This is a genomic window from Shewanella sp. MSW, assembly GCF_007636515.1.
In the GTDB taxonomy this organism is placed as follows: domain Bacteria; phylum Pseudomonadota; class Gammaproteobacteria; order Enterobacterales; family Shewanellaceae; genus Shewanella; species Shewanella indica.
Genome location: NZ_LVDR01000005.1, coordinates 1 through 24,281, shown reverse-complemented (window position 1 = coordinate 24,281; position 24,281 = coordinate 1). Strand labels below are relative to the sequence as shown.

13 protein-coding genes and 1 pseudogene are annotated in these 24,281 nt (G+C 47.1%); 4 read left to right on the top strand and 10 right to left on the bottom strand.

All coding sequences use genetic code 11. The annotated features are described in order from the left end of the window. Positions 1-9: 9 nt before the first annotated feature. The 4 genes from AYI96_RS06535 to AYI96_RS06520 form a co-directional block, all read right to left on the bottom strand. Positions 10-4,770 (bottom strand): CHASE domain-containing protein, encoded by a 4,761-nt coding sequence (locus AYI96_RS06535; RefSeq protein ID WP_144361257.1) that lies wholly within the window; start codon positions 4,768-4,770, stop codon positions 10-12. Beyond that, a complete protein-coding gene (locus AYI96_RS06530) occupies positions 4,770-6,848 on the bottom strand; it encodes an EAL domain-containing protein (protein ID WP_144361256.1) in 2,079 nt (692 codons plus the stop codon). The genes AYI96_RS06535 and AYI96_RS06530 overlap by 1 nt, the downstream gene beginning before the upstream one ends. A 577-nt stretch (positions 6,849-7,425) precedes the next feature. Continuing rightward, positions 7,426-10,434, bottom strand: a complete 3,009-nt coding sequence (locus tag AYI96_RS06525; protein ID WP_144361255.1) for a Tn3 family transposase — start codon at positions 10,432-10,434, stop codon at positions 7,426-7,428. A 28-nt stretch (positions 10,435-10,462) separates the two neighbouring features. Further along, positions 10,463-11,692, bottom strand: a complete 1,230-nt coding sequence (locus AYI96_RS06520) for a site-specific integrase (protein ID WP_144361254.1) — start codon at positions 11,690-11,692, stop codon at positions 10,463-10,465. 244 nt (positions 11,693-11,936) lie between these two features. Between AYI96_RS06520 and AYI96_RS06515 the strand changes: the two genes are divergently transcribed. Beyond that, the gene (locus AYI96_RS06515; RefSeq protein WP_186300031.1) at positions 11,937-12,971 is read left to right on the top strand and encodes a DNA-binding protein; all 1,035 of its coding nucleotides are present in this window, start codon (positions 11,937-11,939) and stop codon (positions 12,969-12,971) included. 47 nt (positions 12,972-13,018) lie between these two features. Here the strand turns inward: AYI96_RS06515 and AYI96_RS06510 are convergent. From AYI96_RS06510 to AYI96_RS06490, 5 genes and pseudogenes are all read right to left on the bottom strand, one after another. Further along, a pseudogene (locus tag AYI96_RS06510) lies at positions 13,019-13,396 on the bottom strand (BCCT family transporter); the annotation flags it as partial. 160 nt (positions 13,397-13,556) lie between these two features. After that, positions 13,557-15,242: a choline dehydrogenase gene (gene betA / locus AYI96_RS06505; protein WP_144361252.1), complete on the bottom strand. Its 1,686-nt coding sequence runs from the start codon at positions 15,240-15,242 to the stop codon at positions 13,557-13,559. Between the two features lie 9 nt (positions 15,243-15,251). After that, positions 15,252-16,712, bottom strand: coding sequence for a betaine-aldehyde dehydrogenase (gene betB / locus AYI96_RS06500; RefSeq protein ID WP_144361251.1), 1,461 nt, complete (start codon positions 16,710-16,712; stop codon positions 15,252-15,254). Further along, positions 16,712-17,308: a transcriptional regulator BetI gene (gene betI / locus AYI96_RS06495; RefSeq protein WP_071476213.1), complete on the bottom strand. Its 597-nt coding sequence runs from the start codon at positions 17,306-17,308 to the stop codon at positions 16,712-16,714. The genes betB and betI overlap by 1 nt, the downstream gene beginning before the upstream one ends. A gap of 664 nt (positions 17,309-17,972) precedes the next feature. Further along, a complete protein-coding gene (locus tag AYI96_RS06490) occupies positions 17,973-18,947 on the bottom strand; it encodes a nucleoside hydrolase (RefSeq protein ID WP_144361250.1) in 975 nt (324 codons plus the stop codon). Between the two features lie 396 nt (positions 18,948-19,343). On the opposite strand from AYI96_RS06490, the gene AYI96_RS06485 reads away from it, so the two are divergent. Genes AYI96_RS06485 through AYI96_RS06475 form a run of 3 tightly spaced genes read left to right on the top strand, consistent with a single transcriptional unit; the run spans position 19,344 to position 22,329 of the window. Then, entirely contained in the window at positions 19,344-21,023 is a 1,680-nt protein-coding gene (locus AYI96_RS06485; protein WP_039033918.1) for a carbon starvation protein A, read from the top strand. After that, a complete protein-coding gene (locus AYI96_RS06480) occupies positions 21,023-21,295 on the top strand; it encodes a cory-CC-star protein (protein WP_144361249.1) in 273 nt (90 codons plus the stop codon). The genes AYI96_RS06485 and AYI96_RS06480 overlap by 1 nt, the downstream gene beginning before the upstream one ends. Positions 21,296-21,321: 26 nt before the next feature. Further along, positions 21,322-22,329, top strand: coding sequence for an ArsA family ATPase (locus tag AYI96_RS06475; RefSeq protein ID WP_071476212.1), 1,008 nt, complete (start codon positions 21,322-21,324; stop codon positions 22,327-22,329). 776 nt (positions 22,330-23,105) lie between these two features. Here the strand turns inward: AYI96_RS06475 and AYI96_RS06470 are convergent. Continuing rightward, positions 23,106-24,200 carry an ISAs1 family transposase gene (locus AYI96_RS06470; protein ID WP_144361248.1) on the bottom strand — a complete coding sequence of 365 codons (1,095 nt, stop codon included), beginning with the start codon at positions 24,198-24,200 and terminating at the stop codon, positions 23,106-23,108. Positions 24,201-24,281 lie beyond the last annotated feature (81 nt).

Genomic DNA, 24,281 nt, shown 5'->3' with positions numbered 1-24,281 from the left:
TTGTGTGACTTATGTACTATACCCCAAAAGCAGCACTAGTGCTTGGTCGAATTGCAACTTATTTAAATGACTTGAGAATTCAGCAAACACTTGTTCTCCCATTAAAATTTTAAGGCTCTGAGCATTGACTTCTACGAGTTCAATCACTTCAAGATTTTGGTCACGCAATAGGCCCTGAATATTCAAGAGATCTTCGTGTGTCATGTCATCACTATCCGAGGGTAATACGCTATTATCTTCAGATGTTGCTAGAGCGTTTTGCCATTGTGAAAGTGCTAGCTTACTAGCTGCTTTTATGTGCTTAAAATCAGCTATGACAGACGCAAAAGACGCACCTAAAGGCGCACGATTATCGCGTAGTACCTTCTCTGCTGCCAAAGCATTTTCAAAAAGAGATGTGGCTCCTATCATACCCGCTGAGCTTCTGAGTTTATGCAGTTGTGCCGCCAATTTAGTTCTGGTACTGCTATCGGCATTACTGACTATAGCATCGACATCAATCTCTAATAGGTTGTTATTATCTTCAATGAGTGTTGACAATGTATTAAAAAATAACGCTTTGTTTCCCATAAGAAATTGTTGTGACTGTGCTGTGTTCAACCCCTCAATTTGTGGCCAGTCATCTATTTGCACAAAGCTATCTTTCAGTGACTCAACAGGAAAACGTTTATTTCGATAAGTCTCCACCTGTGATCTCAATACGCTGATTAACTTTGATAGGTTAATGGGTTTTGTCAAAAAGTCGTTCATTCCAGCATCCAACGCTTTGCGCCGTTCTTCGACCAACGCTCCAGCTGTTAATGCAATTATTGGAATTTTCTTTAGACCCAAGTCGTTGCGTATTATGGACGTTGCTTTAAGCCCATCAAGAACTGGCATTTGCACATCCATCAATATAGCATCGCACGCATTGTTATTGGATTTGAGAAACGCGATAGCTTCGTTGGCATCATTGAACTTCAAACTGCTGGCACCATTTTGGTCGAGAAGATATTCGGCAACTTCCAAATTTGTGTCACTATCATCAACTACCATGATTCGCATACTGGCGAGCCATTTAGCATTTATCGTTTCAGCCTGAGTTACGTTTAAGACTTTTGTTATATCGCCAGTTTTGGCGATAACAGCACTATTGACAGCGTTAAATAATGTAGATGGTTCAAATGGTTTCTCTATATAGCTGTCAATAATGGAATCTGCATCTGGTGGTAGTAGTATCTGCCGTTTTTCCTCAATAGACATCATCAAAATACTCGGTAAGTCGTTTGTAGAACATAGCGAGTTTATTTTTTTAAGTGCCTCAATCCCGTTGAGAGCAGGCATCTGCCAGTCAACAATTAACGCATCAGGTTGCCGTAACTGCTTACTTGCTCTATCTTCAAAAATACTAACAAGTTGTTCACCATCATTGACGATAGCCGAACGCCAACCAAAATTGTTGACCATCGTGGTTAACCGTATCGCTGCCTCTTGATTATCTTCAGCAATCAGAACGAATAATGTATCTTGGCTTAATTCTTGTTCGGTGAGATCTTTTTCGCTTTGCAGAGAGAATGGCAATGTAATTGTAAATGCACTTCCTTTGCCCTCAACACTATTAAGTTCAACATGCCCTCCAAGAAGCTCAACTAACCGCATCACTATCGAAAGCCCTAAACCCGTGCCGCCATACTTTCTTGTTATGCTTGAATCGGCTTGATTAAACGGTGTAAATAATCGGGATTGGGCTTCTTTAGGTATGCCTATTCCAGTGTCAGAAACGGTCAACATAACCCACTGTTTGCCAGCGAGGGAAGCTTGTTTATCTACAACCGAAACAGATAATGTGATTTTCCCTACGGAGGTAAACTTCAAAGCATTGCTAAGTAAGTTAGTCACGATTTGACGCAATCGCACACTGTCGCTTCGAACCCAGTTTGGAACATCATTATCAATTAAAAACTCAAACTCAATATGTTTGGCATCGGCTTGAACCTGATATACGCTGCTGATCTGGTCCAATAAGTCTCTCAGATTAAATGGTGTTTTCTCTATATCCATCTCACCGGCCTCAATTTTTGACAGGTCGAGAACATCATTTACGATATTTAATAGAGATTTGCCAGAAATCGAGATTTTCTCGACTAAGCGTTGTTGCTCATAGTTTAACGACTTTGCTGAAAGCAAATGAGTCAATCCGATGATGGCGTTGAGTGGCGTGCGGATTTCGTGACTAGTGTTGGCAAGGAATGTACTTTTCGCCTTGGTTGCCTGTTCAGATGCATATACGGCTTCTTTAAGTCGTGTCTCAGCTGCTAGGCGTTCAGTAATATTGTGTACTGTCGCCGAAACATAAACTTCATTTTCTAGCTGTACCGCACTTAAGCTAATTTCTACAGGAAACTTTGAACCGTTAGCGTGTAACGCAAATATATTTTTATCTGATGAAAAACGCCGATTCTGTGCCTTAAGAAGATACGCTTTTACATGTTCTAGATGAATACTGCATATTTCTTTTGGAAGCAAAATATCAATCGCAAAACCTTCCAGTTCTGTACGTTGATATCCAAACACCCGCTCTGCTTCAGCATTCACCATCACTATTTTGTTTTGTTGATCAATAATAAGGTTGGCTTCCGGTGATGCTTCAAGCAAGGCTTTAAAACGCGACTTTTCTTTTTCATTTTGTATTTTAAGTTGGGCATTCCACTCATTTTTTGCAGAAATTACAGCAGTCATCCAAAGCCAATACTGTATAGCAGCAGAAATTAATGTCAGGATAATAAATGCAGCGACGATGAAGAGTATTTTAACTAGTATTTCTTTTACAACTGGAAATACAGGTAAAATCATGTGTGTGGTAACGTAACGCCGTTTATCAAAGTGGAAATTGGCGCTCACTTCCCAAGCCCATCCGGCATATGATTTTACAACCTTAAGGCCATTTAATTCAAAAAAATTAAAACCAGAAACTGGAGCATAAATACTCGACCAATTGTTTTGAATTTGAATAAGCCCCAAAAAGTGATCAATGGCATCTGAGTTATATAGCAATCTTTGATTCTGGTCGGTTATATATATTTTTATACCATTTCTTTTGATGGGTATAATCTGTTGTATAAGAGATTTGGCATCGTAATTAATGATAACTATCCCAATCGGTTGATTATTTTTGTTGTATATCGCTACGGCAAAACGCCACACTGGCCGATAGGGATATTCAATAACACCATGTTCTCTGTTTAAATCTATATCTGATAAATAAACGCTGCCTGGTGGTAGAGCCAACGTCTCTGCTATATATGATTCGCTTTGCTTACTTTGTAATTCGCTAGGTTCATAGATTTTTAACTCATGAGCCTCTCTCTGCACCTTAACAAGCTCTAGCCACTGTTGTTGTTCACCAATGAGTCTTACTTGAAACACCTCAGGGGTTGCTGCCATATAGGCACGAAATATTTCAGCAAAACGTTGTTGCATCTCTTCATGAACATGTTCAGTAACATTTTGCGTTAAATGATGTTGTTTAAAGGCATTGACAGGTGGAGTATTAGAGAGAAATAAAACATCTTTTTTAAAGCGCTCCACAAAGTTGTTTATCGTATTGCTTGATGCCTCTAGCTCTGCCAACATAGACTGCTTCACATCATCTAATGTGTCATCAATAATGATAATGCCAAAGGTAATCAATAACGACACAACAATGATTGCCGCTGGTGGCCAAGTCCGCTTCACTAAACGGCTATTCAAGAATGCCGTAATATTCGCGGCCTTTTCATATTGCCTACCATCTACCAAACTGTTGGTTCGGACTAAGTTGATAAGTAATACCATTAGCGCAGTAATGCTAAACCCGATGGCTGCTACCCAATGCAGATCCAAAACATGGATATTTTTCAGTCCATTGTGATTTAAACCAACCCTTAATTGCCAAATCTGCCCCATGACTTCTAGTGGCCGTTCTACCACCAAAGGATAGTCTTCAGTATGATTCTTGATAGATGTATAAAATGGTTTTTCGTCATTGAGATTGGTTAGTTGCAAGTCGGCTTGCTTGGTAACGTTATCTATTCCACTTAGTACATCTTCAATAATCAATGGTGCATATGACCAGCCGACGACAGCTTTTAAACGTTGCTCTGGTGTTTGAAGTTCAACGTTACGCTTATAAATGGGGAGTAAAATTAAGACACCTTGACGGGCCTTTTTATCGGCCTGCACAAGAGTAATAGGTTGAGTCAGAAATGCTCGATTTTCTCTTGCTGCCGATAATGCAGCCAGCCTCCGATTTTTTTCTGACCCAATATCGAGTCCGATTGCTTGAAGGTTAGGGGCCTCAGGATAAATATATTGGATAATGAATCGGTCATCGTCATGAGGTGATAACATTCTAACATTGAACATTGGTGCACCATCTGAACGTGCTTGCTGCAAAAATTGTGCATCTTCGTCCATAGGAACTCGGCGAATAAAACCAAAACCGAGCGCCCCGACAAATTCCTGTTCGAGATCTCGACTGTTGATGTAATCAACAAATTTCGCACGCGTTAAATTCTCTATCCCAACGGCAACGATGGCGCCTCTGGCGCCTTTCAGACCGTATTCAAATGAATGAAATCGTTCAGAAATACTTGCTGCTGCATTACTTGCCATCAACTCGGTATAATTACGGATTTTATCCTGATTATCAAAATGTGAGATAATCATCGTGACAACTGTAATAACTATTCCGATGACAACAGGCAACCACCATGTGAAGGGAGAAAGCTGGCTTGCTTTATCTGCGTTCATTATAGATATTCCATCTTAATTTCGTCTGCGCTAACTGGACGTGAGAACAGGTACCCCTGTAACCATGTTACCCCTAATGCTTGCAATCGCTGCGCTTGGTCAACCGTTTCGACGCCTTCAGCAACCGTGTTTAGCTTCGTCGACTTGGCGAGTGTCGTAATAGTGCTCACTAACGACTCCTCAGCGTTTGATGTTGAAATCTGCGATACAAATGAACGATCAATTTTTAATACATCAACAGGCAAATTCTTGAGATAACTCAAACACGAGTAGCCAGTACCAAAATCGTCAATTGAAATTGTCATTCCAAGCTCACGAAGATGGACCATATCTTGTTTAACCTGCTGAGAATCTTCGAGCATTAATCCTTCTGTTACCTCTAACTCAAGCACATTTGGTGTTAATTGATATTTTTCAATCGCGCTCAGCAGAAATGGAATAAAGTGCGGATCAATAAATTGAATGGGAGAGATATTTATACATACACGAAAGGACGTCCCAACAGTCTGCCAAAGACAAATTTGTTCAAGCACCTGCAGGATCATTTGTTCTCCCAATTGGATAATCAAACGTGTTTCTTCTGCAAGTCCAATAAAATGGATTGGCGACACGAGGGCGCCATTATCATCTTTAATCCGCATTAATGCCTCTACCGACTCTACCTTCCTTGTTTTTGCATCAATGATTGGCTGATACAATGTGACGACTCGATATTGACTAATTGCATTCTTTATTTGAGTATAGATGTGGCGACGCGAGGAAAATTGATAGTCCATTTCTTCAGAATAAAAACACACACCGTCGTGGATAGGTTCTTTTTTCGCCTTATGTAAGGCTGCATCTGCATGCAACATTAAAGACTGACTATCGTTTGCATCTTCAGGGTAAATACTCAATCCCATACTGATTGAAAAGTTATTGATTTCGGCGTGCAACTTGGCGAATTGCATAATGCTTTCTTTAATCAATATAGCTAAACTCGACAATTCTCCTGGTTGAGAAATATTAGGCGCTAATACCATAAATTCATCAGCATTATGGCGACTCAGCTTTTCACCATTTAAAAGCTGTTGTTGAATTTTTTGCGAAACTTTTCTTAATAATTCGTCACCAAATTCGAAACCAAATTCCTCATTAATCAACTTGAACCGATTAATGTCAATTAGAATTAATCCAACGCTTTTTCGTTTCCTGTTAGATTCGTGTAATTCCGTTTTTAAATATTCGACTAGCAAGAAACGATTTGGTAGATTAGTGAGCTGGTCATATTGCAATGCATGCGACATCTGCATCGCCATTTGCCGCGATTCATTGATGTCTTTAAACACAATAACTGCACCAGAAATATGGCCGTCTTCACTAGAGAGCGGTGCTGCACTATCTTCTACGGAGATCCAACGACCACTCTGAGTTTTCATCTTACAGTTAAGCGCCATACCCACCTTACGATTCTCCGCGATTGCAATACGTATTGGATTGATATGTGATGGGCCATCATCTCCAATTTTCAATGGCATTACGTCCTCGATCTGCTGCTTTATCGCATCATCAGATGTCACTCCTGTTAACAATTCCGCAGTCGGGTTCATGTATGAGATGTTGCCATCTTTATCCGTTGTAATCACAGCATCGCCAATTGAGTCTAGTGTCACTCGAGCATGGTGGGCTAACCGTGTTAGCTGACGTTCGCGTTGACACAATCGAAGATGTGTCATGACACGCGCTAGCACAATACTTGGGTGAAGTGGTTTTACGATAAAATCGACTGCCCCAGCGTGTAAGCAATCCAACTGATCATCTGTATCATGACTAGAGGTGATAACAATAACGGGAATGGTTGCGGTAGATTTGTTTTGCTTAAGTTGCAAAAGTACATCGTAACCACATAGATTTGGCATTATGAGATCAAGCAAAATGATATCTGGTTTTACATTGATAGTTGTGTCCAGCGAACAAAGGCTGTTTTGTTCAAAAAACAACTCACCAATTTGCTTAAGCGTCTGATGCAGCAGCTTAATCTGGCTGACATCATCGTCAATCAATAATACTCGAAAAGATTCATCTGCTATGGAAAACATCAAAACTCCGTTTCATTGTTTTTCATGGTAACTATCATGAATTTTATCAGATCACAACTCGATAGCACTATTTTTACAAAAATATCTATGCGATAACTATGAACTAAAAACAAGTAGATTACATAGGCGTTATTGATCAAACCAATCGCAGATAAGCCAATTACTATCATGGATCGTGGTGTTAACTGAGTCTCTGGCGAATCGGCATACCTAGCCTTATGGCGTTTCATCACTTTCATGCGCCAAAGCCTCGGCAACCGGGCCATTGTTGTGGCCGAACACCAATGGCGACACTGATTGATGGGAAACCGATTTGCGCTGAACAAATCTAATCTGACGGCAGTACCAGAAAAATGGGTAACTGTCTGTCACCTCAGGTCTGAACTAGTATAATTTCTCATTCGAGAACATCTCCCTTGAGTCGATGTCATGGAATGCCAGATAATGAGACCTTACTTTCGTCATGCGTTTTTCTTACGTAGTATGACTGCCCCTAACTTTCCCACATTTAGAGATACAGCGAGGTATGGGTTCCACTTTAGGAGCTTCAGTTAAGCAGAACTCAATTTAATACATATTATTGTCCGTTGTTTATTTGTGCATCAATATTCATGGCAAAGTTTAAGGGACTGTAGCTTCTTTCCATATCCAACAGGTAGTCGCCAAAGCGGTTGATATGGGCTGTTCTGTAGGGAGACAACCCCGCAAGTAGTTCAGGCGTCAGTTCTATGCCTTTATCAGCCAACTCCCGCAGGATACAGGTCATCTTATCAGCGTTATATAAAATCAACATGTTAGCGACTAATTGATTGTATTTAACGACTTTACTTTGTTCGTGACGGATGTTTTCAGCGATAAGGCCATCCCCACCAAAGAAGCACCATTTTAAGAAATTGTTTAACTCTTCCGACTTATTGGTTTCGGATTGGATCACTTGGCGTAGTTCATAATTGTCGATGTAGTTGAGCAAAAACAATGTGCGAATGACCTTGCCCAGCTCCCGAAACGCACTATAGAGCTTGTTTTTACGACTATACGTATTGAGCCGCCGCAATAACGATGATGCCGGCATCTTGCCTAATTTGATTGAGAGAATAAGCTTCAGCATGTCGGGCAACAGATTTTCAATCAAGATGAAGTCGATACTGCCGTTGAAGAGTTGATCGATATTTTGATATTTGCAGCCATTATCAGCGCGGTACAGGTTTAGATCTTGGATATTGCGTATCCTAGGCATCAGCCCAATACCGAGCAAGTAGGATAGACCAAACACGGGAAAGCTTTGTGATTGCGTATCGCCATGAAGAAATTCCGGTTTGATATCTGATGTATTTTTCATCAACCCATCCAGCAGATAGTTACCTTCATAGGCGCCGCAGGAAATAAAACGGCTGTACAAAGCTATGTACGTATCGGAGACGTGGTAATAACCAATGCCGCCGTAACCACCATAGCGAATATGGTATTCCGACATCAGATTTTGTTCATTCAAATCCCATTTAGAGCCATCCACGGATGCATGCTTACCGCTACCCCAGAACTTTGGCAGCTCAAACTTGTTGTAGGCATTGATGACTTGGGCTACCGCCTTATCGAGGCGGTCTTCGTTCACTTGTTTAAGATTTAGCCAGGCTACTTGTTTGGGACTGATCCCTTTAATTGAGCGGGCCGTTTGTGTAGGGCCTAAGTTACACCCATAGCAGAATAGCGTTGTCACAAACCGCTGAGCATGATCGTCGAGTCTGCTCACATTCCCCGAATGTGGATAGAATAATTTGCTTAGTCCTAGCCAATGTTCCGCATCCACTAACACATCCACAATACTGGTGGTTTCTAAACGTTCGGTAATGGCATCATCGATGCGTTGGATAGCATCGGCGGGGCGCGGTGTTGAAGCACGTGTGAGGCTCAATTTTCCATCACGGATCTTAGCTTGATTATTTTCAGGAAAACGACGATCGACTTCTTGAGCTAGCGTGGTCAGCTTTTGCTGTAACTCTTTAATAAACGCTTTTGGCTCTAACAGCGGGAGCCCAACTTGTTGGGCATAAAGTGGCAATTCACGAGAAAAGGTTTCATCATCCACCATGCCTTCGCGATAATCTTTGTACTGTTCACTTTGTGCAACGAAGAGATCTACGGACATGAGTTCCTGCTTAATGTGCACCATAATGCACAGCTCTAGAAACTTTCTGTGTAAAACAACCACTTCGTCCTCGGTGTCTGCTTGCACCAAAACCAGTTTTTTCCATGTATTGGGTATCCATCTAGTGGCTCTAGCCCCGTTAAATTGATCCAATAAATAGTGTTTGCTGATGTGTTCTTGGTGAATATTTTGAAGAGACAGCAAGCACTTGAGTAACCGTTCTGTTGTCTTATCACTTGACGTGCTTTTTAACGTGAGGATAGACAGGCAATTAAATAGCAACGATCGCTTATTGCTGTAGGGTCTGAGCATAAAAGGCAGGTAGTTATTACTCGCATAGGCGAGGTGTTCATCGCACTTTGCAACAACAGACGCCTTGTCCGGGAGTAATAACTGCTCAATCTGTGCTAAGCGACAGCTGGCACTACCTGGCTCATCTAAAGCCAATACCACCTCTCTGAAATTGCTGATAAGTTCATCCGCTTGCTTCTGTTTCTGCAACATGTACTGTTGCAAGCTTTGCTGAGCGTTATTTTCCAATCCACGTACTAGCTTGATGAATAGTTCTGCTACATCATCAAGCGCCTTACCGTGCTGGCTACGGATAAGGATCACCGCTAAGGCATACCGTTTATTAGGTGTTAATTCGCGCATTTCGTTAGCATCAAGAGCTCGTGCTTCCAACATAAATTGCTGAAACTTTGCAACAGGAAGTTCGAGAGTGGGCATCTGACTTTCCAATTGGCGTAACCATTCCACATGCTGCAAATAGCTACGGACCTCTTTGCTCGTCGGCTTTTTCGGCTCGCGCTTTAATTGCTGCCAGTGCGTATAAACGCCAGCACTATTTGAACTCCAGAGTTGATCTAGTTGAGATATCGCAGATTTGCTTAAAGATTTTGTGATCTGACAAAAATAAGCATCATTTACCTGCTTGCGTACCTCTCGTGCGAGCCGTTCCAGAACGGTGAACCCCGGAAACTCAAAGCAATGGTGCGCAAGTTCTTCTAACATCACATTGATAATGTCGTTGACGGTTTCTTTAGTTTGCGCCGCTCGACGAGCGACGTCGGTTAACCATGGTTTATCTGCTGAGGAAAAGGCCTTTACGCCAAAGAATGAACGGATAATGACAATGTGTCGTTGCCGCGTTCCCGATTTTTCATATTTTTCCCAATCCGCAGCAGATGGTTCAAACACGATGCCAGCCACTTTTCTAATATGTTCGATTATCTGGCGAGGGCACTCGTTCAGCGAGGTGAAATAGCCAAGCCGCTCAAACAATCTAAGCTGCACTAACAAGGCCAGCCGATGCAATGGATGTTGCTGAGATTGACTTAACATGAGCTCAGGTTCAGTCGGATGATATCGCTGTGATAGTAGATGATATGAAAAGTAATTTTCTAATCGAGGATAGGCAGTACTCTCAGCTATTTTCATCCGAAATTCCCTTTCGTCGGTTAACTAGCTAATCCCAACGTTGGCCACTAGAGCTGTCAATCAACACCATTTCCAACATGCATTGATGGTCGCTGGCAATACTGTGAGCTCGATTCAACATTTCATCCGCTAGCTCATCCAGATCAGCCTCGACAGTGCCGATTGGCAATTGCAGCTGATAAAGCTGCTCATCGATACTTACCAATTCACCAAACGCCTTCAATACAAAGCGTTCTAATTTGAGGCGTACCGATTTTTCACTTGGCGCTTTATCATGAAAGCGCGTTAAGTCCAGTTGGATGTCTAAATTGATCACCGGTGGAGAGATAGCCACATGCGAAGTCGACGGCTGTAACTGTTCTGCCGTGAATGGGGCTCTGACTTCGATGTAGCGCAATGCCGATTGTGCATCGCGCCAACCGACATATTCCATTAGTTGCTTCAGTGACCATTGATGCTGTGTGGCCCAGGAAGCAAAGCCGCGTCGCAATGAATGACTGCTATAAAGATGCGAATTGCTGAGTCCCGCTTTCGCCATTAGCTTACGCATCAGCGGCAGAATACTGGATGGCCGTAAGCTCTCGATGCTCATTTGTCCCCAACGATTGATGCTGCGAAATACTGGGCCGGTGCTCAAGCCAGAAATAGCTAACCATTCTTGGTAAGCTTGGACGGGGCATAGCCGTTGCAAGGCTGGCGCACGGTATTCTCGCCCTTGATTGGTACGATCGGACTTGGAGCGAGGTAAATAAATGATCATCCCTTGCGTCGGCACAAGCTCAATGTGGTCAATCGTCATCCGACACAATTCATCACCGCGAAAGCCCCGCCAAAAGCCTATGAGTAACAATGCCTTGTCGCGAGTTGCAGTTAAGGCGGTTAGTTGATCGTCACTCTGTCGTACTCGTTCGAGATAGTCACAAATCTGAGCCAATTCATCGATGGCCAGCGGCTTAGCTTGCTTGGTTCTCGCGGGGTGAACCTCGCGGATCCCTTTAAAGACTTTTCTTACCAAGGGCGACTTGGTGGGATCCACAAATCCTTGCGACACATGCCATTGTCCTAGCGCGGCCAAACGTAGCCGCAACGTGCTATGAGATAGTGTGTTGGCATAATGGGCGAGATAACGAGCAACTTGCTCCGATGTAGTCGGCAGCATACCGCCCCAATCGACTTCGAAGTGCTCAATCGCCGCTTGGTAACTACGCCGCGTATTGTCCCGTGTGGCCGCATCAATATAGCGTTCAACTTCATTCATCTTAGTTTATTTCAGTACACCGCTTAGTACACATCAAGGAAATCAGCCTAGCACATTTTTCAAAGGCTGTTTTTTAAACAAAGGCTATTACGTACTAACCAAGCCCACCAAATCAAGCTTTTTCGTGATAACAATAGATAATTCAGGATTATCTATTCTTATACATTGAATAAAATTTGTGTTTTTAATATTACGTATTAGTATGTAATTACATGGTACGTAATATGGTATGAATGGTGATAGCATGGCACGTGGTGGCATAACTAAAGAAGCGGTTGAACAGGCAAGAAATGCGATACTGGCACGCAGAGAATCAGTATCCATTGACGCTATACGCATTGAACTTGGGAATACCGGTTCAAAAACCACGATCCATCGCTACCTCAAGGAGTTGGAAGAGGCTGAGGGAAAAGCGCAGATCACCACGTCGTTAAGCGAAGAGCTCACTTTTATCGTAGAAAAGATGTCGGGGCGATTGCAGCAAGAAGCAAACGAGGTCATTGAGAACGAACGCGAACAGCATCACGAAGCGTTACGAGAAAGAGACGAACGCTACGAACAGCTACGCCAAGAGCTTCTAGAAACCCAGTCTCATCGAGATGAATTAATGACTAAGCTCGACCAAAGAGCACATGAATTAAAAGCGCTCGAAGCGAATATTGATGCGCAGAAGCTGACTATCGAAAGACTGAAAACGAATGAAGAGGCAATGTTAATACGTCTTGCGGATAAAGATCAGCAGATAGCATCGTTAGAAGAAAAGCATTCTCAGTCACGCTCGGCACTGGAACACTATCGAAATTCAGTTAAGGAGCAACGAGAACAAGAACAAGGTCGGCATGAGTCACAAGTACAACGGCTTCAACTTGAGATCAGAGAGCTAAGCCAGCAGTCGACCACAAGACAGTTGGAGAATGCTGCGCTCCAGAAACAATGTGCCAAGTTAGAAACACAGCTTGAAGGTACATTGAAACAACTTCAAAAAGCTGAAACCTCATTATCTGCAATGACAGCTATGAAGTTAGAAGTGGAGACTGAGAACCTCGCGTTTAAGCAGCAGATAACCTCAATACAAGAAAGGTATCAACAGGCTACCGCTGAAATTAAGTTGTTAAAAACTGAACTTAGCGAGCAGGCAGACAAGAACATGGGGCTTATCTCTGAAGTAGATTCATTGAAATCTGCTGCTAATACGCAGAAAGACATTATGGATAGATGGTTTAACGAGTTGAAGGAAAACGGTGGTAGTAATCGTTCGATATCCAATGATAACAATTGATTAAGTCAGATTTGGCGAAAATTTCCAGAATCCCGGCGGACCCTCCAGGTGCCGATAATCACCATGTTGTTGATGAATTTTACCGGCTTGAGTTCAAAGAACTTCACTCTGGGTTCTATAACGCAGAAATAGAAACAGGTGACAAAGTAAAAACCCCAGATAAGAAAGGCCCAAAATCCAAACTCTATCGCCAAGGGATTGGAAAAGGCGTATTCGGGGCTGCTGTTGGTATCTGTGTAAGTGTCGAATTCAGTGAGTGGGAACATGATCAAGCCAACATCGAGGCCTGAGGTAAACAAAATAGCGATAAAGGTGTTGATCCGCACCGGGGTGACACCTACGCAGGGAATGTTGCCCCACCGATACAGGATCACCCCTATCATAGCAAAGGTAAATAAGATCCCTGCTGAAAGCCAAAGCTCCATAACTTTTCCCTTTATTTTTGATTTAAATTATATTTTTCTAATTCCAGCCCCTGACTAATGGCGAATTTTGGCCGACAAAACGCCCTCGGCTTGGCTACACCGATTACAGCATTGACAGGGGTAAGGGGCCGACCGCAGACTGGCCCCTTGGATTTTAAGATCAGCTAGGTCGCTCGGGTGCGTGGCTGCGCTGCTGCGCTCGCCACTTGTCAGCCAGAACAACTGTGGCATCAGAGGCCGGTAAGGCTTCACGGCCGCGGATAATATCGGCGGCCTTCTCTGCCAACATTATGGTCGGTGCATTGAGGTTGCCATTGGGAATGGTGGGGAATACGGAAGAGTCCACGACTCTCAGTCCTTCAATGCCATGCACCCGGTTTTGCGGGTCTACCACAGCCATGGGATCTGTACCCATCTTGCAGGAACAGGATGGATGATAAGCACTCTCTACCGAGCGACGAACAAAGGCATCTATCTGCTCATCGGTTTCCACTTCGGCACCAGGCTGGATCTCTTCTCCGCGATAGCCATCGAATGCCGGCTGATGAATAATCTCCCGGGTCAGGCGCACGCAGGCGCGAAAACCTTCGATATCATCCTGGTGTTGCAAATAGTTGAAACGTATCTGCGGATGCCGGTGCGGATCGCTGCTCTGTGCCCTGACCCATCCCCGGCTCTTGGGCTTATTGTGGCCGATATGCACCTGAAAACCATCGCCATCAAAGGCTTCCCGGCCGTCATAACGCATGGCGGCGGGCAGGAAGTGATACTGGAGATCCGGTGCGGCCAGGCCCGCCTTGGAGCGGATAAAACCGCAGGATTCAAAATGGTTGCTCGCCCCGAGTCCCGTCTTGGTAAAGAACCAGCGGCTGCCGATCAGAAACTTGTTCCACCAATCCAGTTTGCGGTTAAGGGACACAGGCTGGGTGCAACGGAACTGAAAATAGAACTCCAGATGATCCTGAAGATTCTCCCCGACCCCGGGCAAGGCATGCTCCAGCTCAATACCGGCTGCTTTAAGGACTTCGGGCGCGCCTATACCGGAAAGCTGCAGCAGGTGGGGGGAGCCCACTGAACCTGCTGAAAGAATCACTTCGCCGCCCACGCCAACCATGGCCTGCTGCAACTTGCCGCCGCATTCATAGCGCACCCCGGTTGCCACCTTGTCCTGCAGCAATACCTTGTGCACTAAGGCGCCGGTCACCACTTTTAAATTATTCCGTGTCATGGCCGGACGCAGATAGGCATTGGCCGTAGACCAGCGCACACCATTTTTCACTGTCATATGCATGGCGCCAAAGCCTTCCTGCTGGGCACCGTTGTAATCATCTGTGGCCAGGTACCCGGCTTGCACACCGGCATCAACAAAGGCCTGATACAGGGGGTTAACCATGCGGTTGCCGTTGTTGACCCCCAAGGGCCCACTATCGCCTCGATACCTGTCACCGCCAAAGGCCCAGGTCTCGGCCTTTTTGAAATAGGGCAAGCAATCGGCGTAGCTCCAGCCCTCTGCGCCACAGGCCTGCCACTCATCAAAGTCATGGGCGTGACCGCGGACGTAGACCATGCCGTTGATAGATGACGAACCGCCGAGCACCTTGCCCCTTGGACAATGCATGCGCCGATTGTCCAGACCCGGTTCAGGCTCGGTTTCAAACTGCCAGGCATACTTTTGGGTATTCATGGGAATGGACAACGCCGTTGGCATCTGAATAAAAATGCTGCGATCACTGCCGCCGGTTTCCAGCAACAAGACCCGTTTGTTTTTATCTTCGCTCAGGCGGTTGGCCAGCACACAACCCGCGCTGCCGGCACCGACAATGATATAGTCGAAATTCTGGTTCATAACGGCTCCTTAAAATGGGCTTTCCAGGGGCTGCATGCCGACATAAACCGATTTGGTCTGGGTATAAGCCTTGAGGGTTTCACTACCGTTCTCCCGACCAACTCCGGAAAGCTTGTAGCCACCGACGGGCATCTCCGAGGGTGAGGCGCCATAGGCATTGATCCAGCAGATCCCGGCCTGAAGGCAATGAATCACCCTATGAGCGCGGCGAATATCGCGGCTAAATACCGCGGCAGCCAGACCAAGGGCGGTATCGTTGGCGCGGCGGATCACTTCCTCTTCATCGTCGAAAATCAGTACAGACATCACGGGGCCAAAGATCTCTTCACGGCAGATACGCATCTTGTCATCACAGTCGACAAATACGGTCGGCTCAACAAAGAAACCTTCAGGGGCCGAGTCCGGCGTCAAAGGCTTGCCACCGCAAAGGAGCCTCGCTCCTTCGGCCTGCCCAAGGGCGATATACTCGAGCACCTTGTTTCTGTGCGCGCTGGATATCAGGGCGCCGAAATTGGTGTCCGGCGCCATGGGGTCGCCGGCCTTGATATTGGCCATCCTTTGCTGCAAACGTTCGATAAAGGCCGGATACAGGTTGCGGGCGACATAGACCCGGGTACCATTGGTACAAACCTCTCCTTGGGTATAAAAGTTGCCCAGCATGGCGGCGCTGACGGCATCCTCCAGTTCGGCGTCTTCAAAGATGATCAGCGGGGACTTGCCCCCCAGTTCCATGGTGACATCCTTGAGACTGGAGGCCGCTGCCGCCATCACCTTCTTGCCTGTGCCCACTTCGCCGGTAAAGGACACCTTGGCGATATCCTCGCTGTGAGTCAGCCATTGACCTACTTCGGCCGCGCCCTGCACCACATTGAACACCCCTGCGGGCACACCGGCTTCGAGAAAGATTTCCGCCAGCTTCAGAGCGCCGAGCGGGGTCTCCTCAGACGGCTTGAAGATCATCGCGTTACCGGCAGCCAATGCCGGCGCCGACTTCCAACAGGCTATCTGCAAAGGATAATTCCAGGCGCCGATACCGGCGCATATCCCCAGAGGTTCACGGCGGGTATAGAAGAAATCATCGCCAACACTTTGCTGAGAGCCTTCCAGGCCCACCACGATACCGGCGAAGTATTCTATGGCATCGGCCCCTGTGACCACGTCCAACACAGACGCCTCCTGCCAGGGTTTACCCGTATCCAGCACTTCAATTTTGGCCAGCTCATCGTTGCGCTGCCGCAACAGGGCAACCGCCTTCAACAGCACCCGGCTGCGCGCCATGGCGCTCATGGCTGACCAAGCGGCAAATCCACGTTTGGCACTGGCAATGGCCGCCTGTTTGATGGCCTCATCGGCCACTTCAACGCGGTATTGCACCTGGCCGGTGCCAGGGTTAATCACCTCAAAGGATTCACCCGAGGCGTTGGCCATATAACGACCGTCAATAAAATTCTGATAAACAGGCTGTGTCATCAATGTACTCCGTGATAAGCCAGACTTTGGTCAATGAAATCGATACACCAGGATTCTGCGGCAGCAAACGCCTGCTCAGGCTCAGGACTGAGAGCACTGCGCAGCCAAAAACCGTCAATCATGGCGGCCACCTGCTCGGCACTCTTGAGCGCCTGTTCCCCGGGCAATAACTGTTTGAAAGAGAAGGCCAGGTTACTCTGCAGTCTGGCACTGTTGACCTGCTGCAACCTGGCAAGCCCGGGCTCATGCATGGACTGAGCCCAGAAATTAAGCCAGGTGCGGGTAGCCGCCCCCGAGCGTTGAAACTCGGTGAAGTTGGCCGCCACTATGGCGTGCAGCCGTGCCTTGGGGGAAAGCTGCCGCTCTGCTGTTTGGGCCAGCAAAGCCAGCTTCAGTTGCTCCAGCAAATGTCGCAATGTCGCTTCAATCAGCTCCTGCTTGCCACCGAAATAATGGCTGATAATCCCCGACGACAACCCGGCCAAGCGGCTGATGCTGTTGATGGTGGTATTGTGCAAACCATTGGCGGCCACCGAGGCCATAGTGGCATCGATCAGCTGCTGGCGGCGCACGGGTTTCATTCCAATCTTAGGCATATTTTTATTAATTGACCGTTCAATTAAAAACAAGCCTAATGATTTGAACTGTAATTATCAATAACGCAAAACCGCTCAACTCATGTCACACAAGGCATCAAAAAGTGATTTACCTCACAACAACAAGCGGTTGCGTTACTTGAAATTTATCTAAAAAAGTTTCTATTTTCCGACAATACTTCGCTATTTCTGAGGGGTTAGCCGAAAAATCAACGCAAAGCCATTTAAGCGTTCACCATCCCAAATAGTTACAGTCGATATGATTAGAGCTAAAACCTATAACCAACTCTTTAACCCGAAAGCGCAGATAAATACGCCTGTCGCTCCGGACCAAACTTGCTGCTTGGAAGCCGGACAATGAGATTGAGACTGAGGATAAGTCGATGAGTAGAGGGAAGCAGAGAATAACGTGACAATGAGAAAGCGTGATTAGCATGGGGAGTTATGACCAAAAAGAGGAGCCATGATTAAAAAGAGGAATACTGATACTTAGAAACCGACTAACCCTGAACCATGCAGGGACAGGTAACAGATAAATAAAATGAAAAGGCGGATAAACAGCAAAATAAGAGTCCCTTCAAAGGGTTAAGAGCCCGGTAAAATACCGGGCTCTTGCATCAGATGAAGTCCGCTGAGGTCAGAAAAATAACTGTCGCAGCAAGGCCTATGACCGACGACCGAAATCTATCAGAGTGTTGCGATAAAGCTCAAGCAAAGCCTCATCGCGTACCCCTACCCCAACACTCTGCGACGGCATATCACTCCAATCATCGTGGGGATGGCGCCGCTCATAGGTTTTCTGCATTGTGTGACCAATGGCCGGTCCGGAGCAAACCACCCGTACAGGCCCCTTTCTCAGGGTAAACAGACTGGGGTCAATCACATAGGCAATGGCCGAGGGGTCATGCACGTGACAGCCGGAAATCCCCAGGCTACGCTGGTAAAAGTCGAGATAGAAACGGCTTATCTGGTGAATAAAGCGTCCCGGCTCACCGGCTTCATCGCGCAGCTTATCCAGATACTCGGGCGTAAAGAAACTCTCATGGGTCACATCCAGACCGATAATCACCACGGGCCAGTCGGCGGTAAATACAATATCGGCCGCTTCAGGATCATCATGGATATTGGCTTCGGCAAAAGGACTGACATTGCCCTGATGGCCATTAACCCCGAAGGCTCCCCCCATGACCACCACTTCCTTTACCAATTTGGTGATCCCGGGTTCATGCTGCAGTGCCAGTGCCAGATTGGTCAGAGGCCCAACAGCCACCAGAGTGATCTCCCCCGGTTGCGCCTTGAGCTGCTCGACAATATATTGCCAAGCCGGACGGGGATCGGCGCTCAGACTGATATCGGCGGCATTGACTTGCAGATCGCCAAAACCGGTTTCACCATGAACTATAGTGGTAGGGCCGACAGGAGGGCGCGACAACGGCTTATCCGCTCCCATGGACACGTCTGCCTTCATGCCATATTTCTGTTTCAGATACAGTGCATTACTAGTGCTGTTTTCAATGGTGGCGTTGCCAAATATTGTGGTGATACCGATAAGATCCACAGCTGCATGGCCTTCGGCAAACAGAATTGCCATAGCATCATCAATACCGGGATCTGTATCCAGGATAATTTTCTTCGTCACAATCCAGCTTCCTTTGCGATGTTATTGATATTATCTGTGCCACAACCAACCGGTAGCACCGAGCCATTCTAGCGCCAAATCTGGCGCTATGCGCTCCATAATGCCACGCGAAATAGCAAAAACGGTAGAGAAAGAACAGTATCTGTTCACTTAAGGTAATCACTACCCTATTTGGCTCTCATCCGGATAAGCTTGAAAGTCCTTGTAAGCAGCGAAACACGCAATAAAGAAACAAGAACTACCGCGATATTACGGGCAATTATTACTTTGCAGACAAACGCCTACAGCAAAAATGCTGTTATTGACAGCCGCGACCAAATAGGACTTTAGTCTGATATCAGCAACAACCACCTTCTATTAACATCAACACATCAAAACAACAACAAGAGGTGTCCCATGAATGCTGTGCTGTTGATGTTAATGGGCCTGGGCGCGATGGCGGCCGGCTATTTTGTCTATTCAAAATTCATCTGCGAAAAAATCTTCAAAGTCGATCCCAACTTCGTGACACCTGCACATGAGATGCAGGATGGTATCGACTATGTGCCCACCAATAAATATGTACTCTGGGGCCACCACTTTACCTCTGTGGCTGGAGCCGCGCCGATTATCGGCCCGGCCATTGCCGTTATCTGGGGCTGGGTGCCGGCCTTCCTCTGGGTGGTGTTCGGCACCATCTTCTTTGCCGGGGTGCACGATGCCGGCGCCATCTGGGCCAGTAACCGCAACAAGGCCAAATCCATAGGTGCGGTCACGGGTGATGTTATCGGCGAGCGGGCCCGCAGCATCTTTATGGTGGTGATATTTTTAGTGTTGCTCATGGTTAACGCCGTGTTTGCCGTTGTCATTGCCAAGCAGCTGATCAACTTCCCCAGCGCCACCCTGCCGGTTTGGGGCGCCATTGTGGTGGCTCTCATCATAGGTCAGCTAATCTACCGCCGTCTTATCAACCTCTTGGTGGTGTCCATTATCGGCGTGGCGGCACTGTACGCACTCATTTATATCGGCCCGTCCATGCCGCTGGCATTGCCGGAAACCCTGGGGCCGCTGTCGGATAACCAGAGCTGGATCATCCTGCTGTTTGTCTATGCCGCCATCGCCTCGCTGCTGCCGGTATGGATGCTGCTGCAACCGCGGGACTATATCAATGGTATTCAGCTGTTTATCGGCTTAGGCTTGCTCTACGGCGCCGTGCTTCTGGGCGCGCCTGATATAGTGGCGCCGGCCTTTAATACCGATGTACCCGAAGGCACTCCATCCTTGGTGCCGCTGCTGTTCGTCACCATTGCCTGCGGTGCGATTTCCGGCTTCCACGGCCTGGTTTCCAGCGGAACCACCTCAAAACAACTGGATAAAGAGCCGGATGTGCGTTTTGTCGGCTACTTTGGCGCCATAGGCGAAGGCTCTCTGGCACTGGCCGCCATCATAGCCGCCACTGCGGGTTTTGCGACTCTGGCCGACTGGCAGGCCATCTATCACGCCTTTGGTCAGGGGGGCGTCAGTGCCTTTATCAAGGGCGGCGCCAATATCCTCGAATCCGGGATAGGCATGGATGAAACCATGGCGCAAACCCTGCTGACGGTAATGGTAGTGCTGTTTGCCGGTACCACTATGGACACAGGCTTACGGCTACAGCGTTACATCTTCCAGGAATGGGGCAGCATCTATAACCTCAACTGGATGCAAAATGGCGCCGTCGCCACTCTGCTGGCCGTGGGTACCTGCTTGCTGCTGGCCTTCGGTGCCGGCGGTGACGGCTCGGGTGGCATGCTGATCTGGCCGCTGTTTGGCACCACCAACCAGTTGCTGGCTGGCCTGACACTGCTGGTAATCACAGTGATGCTGGTGAAACTGGGTCGCCCCATGTGGTATACCCTGGCTCCGCTTATCTTCCTGCTGGTGATGACCACCATGGGCCTACTTATTCAGCTCAAGGGCTTCTACGACAAGCAGGATTGGTTCCTGTTCACTCTGGACTTGGTGGTACTGATCGCCGCCATAGTCATTTCACTGGAGTGCAGTGCCACGTTGAGCCGCTCGCTCAAGGCGCGTAAAACCGCAGCGGAGAACGACTGATGAAGCTGGCGAAGATCAAGGCATTGGTCAAAGACCTGAGCCACCTGGCGGAAGAGGCGTATAACGCCCCTTTTCGCTCGGCAGTCACCCGCGCCCGCAGGGAGCAGGACGATCTCTTTATGCTGCTGATCTTCTCCGAAATGATGGGGGTACCCAACCCGGCCAGTTACTACACTCTGGAGCTGCAGCCCTTGATGCTGGAAAAGTTCCATGACTGGCACCTGCGTATGGGTATGCCCCACTCACCGCTGGATCAGTTCAGATGCTGTTGAAACAAGATGTTAATTAAGGACGGGCTATGGCGCAGCTGACCGACAAACGTATTCTGTGGGTGGGTGGCAAAGGCGGTGTCGGCAAGACCACTGTCTCCTCCTCACTGGCCCTGTTGGCGGCCGGACGCGGCAAGAAAGTCCTTTTGGTGTCCACAGATCCGGCCCACAGCCTGAGCGATGCCTTTGCCAAGCAGATAGGCGATCACTACACCCGGCTGGCACCCAATCTGGATGCACTGGAAATCGACCCGGATGAGGAAGTGCGCCAACATCTCGACCGGGTCAGCCAACAGTTGAAAAGTTTTACCCGCCCGGAGATGTTCGCTGAAATTGAGCGGCAGATGCGTCTCACCCGACAGTCTCCCGGTGCCCAGGAAGCGGCTTTGCTGGAGCGGATTGCCAAGACCCTGGAAAGCGGCCTCGGTGAATACGATCTGATCATTTTTGATACCGCGCCCACCGGCCATACGCTTAGGCTACTGAGCCTTCCTGAGGCGATGGCCGCCTGGACCCAAGGTATGCTGAGCGCCAATCAGAAATCAGAAAAGCTCGGCGCCATGCTGTCGCACCTGACACCCGGGCGGGGCCGTGATGTCGATAACCCCTTCGACGATCCGGCCGAGCACGCCACCGCCGGAATGGCGCCGCGCAACAAGGCCATAGCAGAAACCTTACTGGCCCGCCAACGGCTGCTGCAGCGCACCCGTGAGCTGATTAAAGATCCGCAGCAAACAGGGCTGCTGTTTGTCCTGACCGCAGAAAAGCTGCCTATTCTGGAAACCCGCCGCGCCGTGGCCAGTTTGCAGGCCGAGCAGTTACCGCTGGCAGGTTTGGTAATCAATCGGTTGCTGCCACCCGAAGCCGACGGCAGCTTTCTTGCCAAACGCCGTCAGCAGGAAGCCGTGCACCTCGAAGAGATAGACGCAAACTTTAGCAAACTGCGCCGCTTTCGACTGCCACTCAAGGAAACCGATATCCAGGGCCTGAGCGGCCTTGAACAGATGGCGGCCGAACTGGCCAAAGCCGGGCTGTAAATTCTCTTATTTGTTCAACCAAACTTGCCTCCAAAGCTTTGCCTGTTCCCTTTCCTAAATCGAGAATTTCTATTGGCAACAGATGATGGTTAATTTATGAAGAAATCCACAAAGAAAAAACACTAACAAACTAAATAACTGCTCCAAAAGTAGATCACTGAACCGATATCGTCTCCAAGTAGTAACTTGACGCAGTTAGAACACCAGCCTGATGAGGTGGGCTTCAGAATCACATATCCGGAAACTCTTGCGCCACAAGGGTTCAGCAAGATGTAGCACAAATAGGATCAGTTATTTAGTATTAAAGTTAATCCAATGGAAATAAATAAAAACCCTAAAAATAAACCTTTTGTGTTCGTTCTAAAATCTAGTTTATGCCCAAAGCCTATTATAGTTAAACCTACCACTACAAACCCGATTAAAATAAATTTTAACATCTTATATCCTGCTGAGGAGAGTCCTCCTCCGCTAACTAATTTAATCGTTGCATTACTGAGAATAAGCGTTTCCTTTCGTGATAGAACCCACCGCGAATTCAAAACCCAACTTCAGCAGTAATCATATTAATTTAAAAACAACTTTACAATAACAAAAAGAATAAAGCCAAGCCAAGAAAATGCTACGACAAAAATGATTAACTTAAAAATTATGCTCAACCCAAATGAATCCACCAAAGCGTACTCTGTAGGGAATAGATCTTCTACCTTCACTTTACTTAACCACTTTATTTCCACCTCCAACACTCAATCAGGGCGGGATTCCACTTTGCTTATATCTTAACCAAATAACAACTCTGAGCGAAATGTAGGACTCCAACCAGCACGGCGGCGCTTACCTGCCAGACTGTCTTTTTTGCCTTGGTGCTGCCTTATCGCACTCAGAGCCGCTCGGTTAAATAGGGCGAGATGCTTTGCGCCATCAGGATCCGTTACCTTCAGCGCATCTTCGCGGAAGACCACATCCAGCACCCAATGGAGCTGATTTTCTACCCCCCAATGCTCTCGAATAGTCCTCGCGGCCTCTTCGGCATTGAGCGGTAAGGAACTGACATACCAGCGTGAAGAACATGATGTTATTCCATCGACTGTCCGTTCACTGGCAACTTCGATAAATGAGGTGATGTGCGGCCACTTTTTCTTAAGTTCCGCTGATAATTCTGCTTCTATCTGCATGACTGTTCGGCGCTCCCTGCGGCCATGACCCATGTTGAACTGCTCAAATATAGCCAGTTCTGGCTGCTCATACGCTTTACTGAAGCTGGTTTTGACTGCTTCAAATAATCCCGGCTGGTTCGACTTGAGCTGAATAATGAAATCACCGTTCCCCTGTTTAATTTTGTTCATGGTAGACACCTGACAATGCAGTGCATCCAGCGTCAGAACGGCATTATCCAGTGCCATAGCATCAATCATGTTGCGGGCGACTTCAGCTTCTTTCCCTTTAGAATGTGAACTGTCTTGGTAAAGTGTAATGCCGTTGCCGACATCAAATGCGCTGACAACATGGAGTGCATTCTTAGCATCCTCACTCCACGCCCCGCGCAGGGTTTTTCCATCCAGCGCGATAACGGTTTTCCCTTCCGTTTGCCGTTGCTCATTGATCCAGCCCAATATGGCTTGAAGGAGCAGTTCGCTGTCCAATGCTCTGATTATATTACTGATACAATGCCTTTTAGGGATGCCATTTTCAAATTTTCGGTACAGACGGAGCCAATCTAGCTGTTCTTCTCCGAATTCCTGAATGGACTTCCACCCAGTCGCACCGCTGAGGATAGCACTGAGTGTCAGGAACACCACATCCACTAAATTATGCTTTAGATTGATGTCCTTACGGGGATCGGTAATCTGTTCTAGTTGTTTCAAAAGGGTCATGGTCATCTGTGGATTAAGGGCAAGGCAGATCAGATCATGACCAACCGTAAAAGTTCAATTTAAAGTGGGATCCCGCCCTGA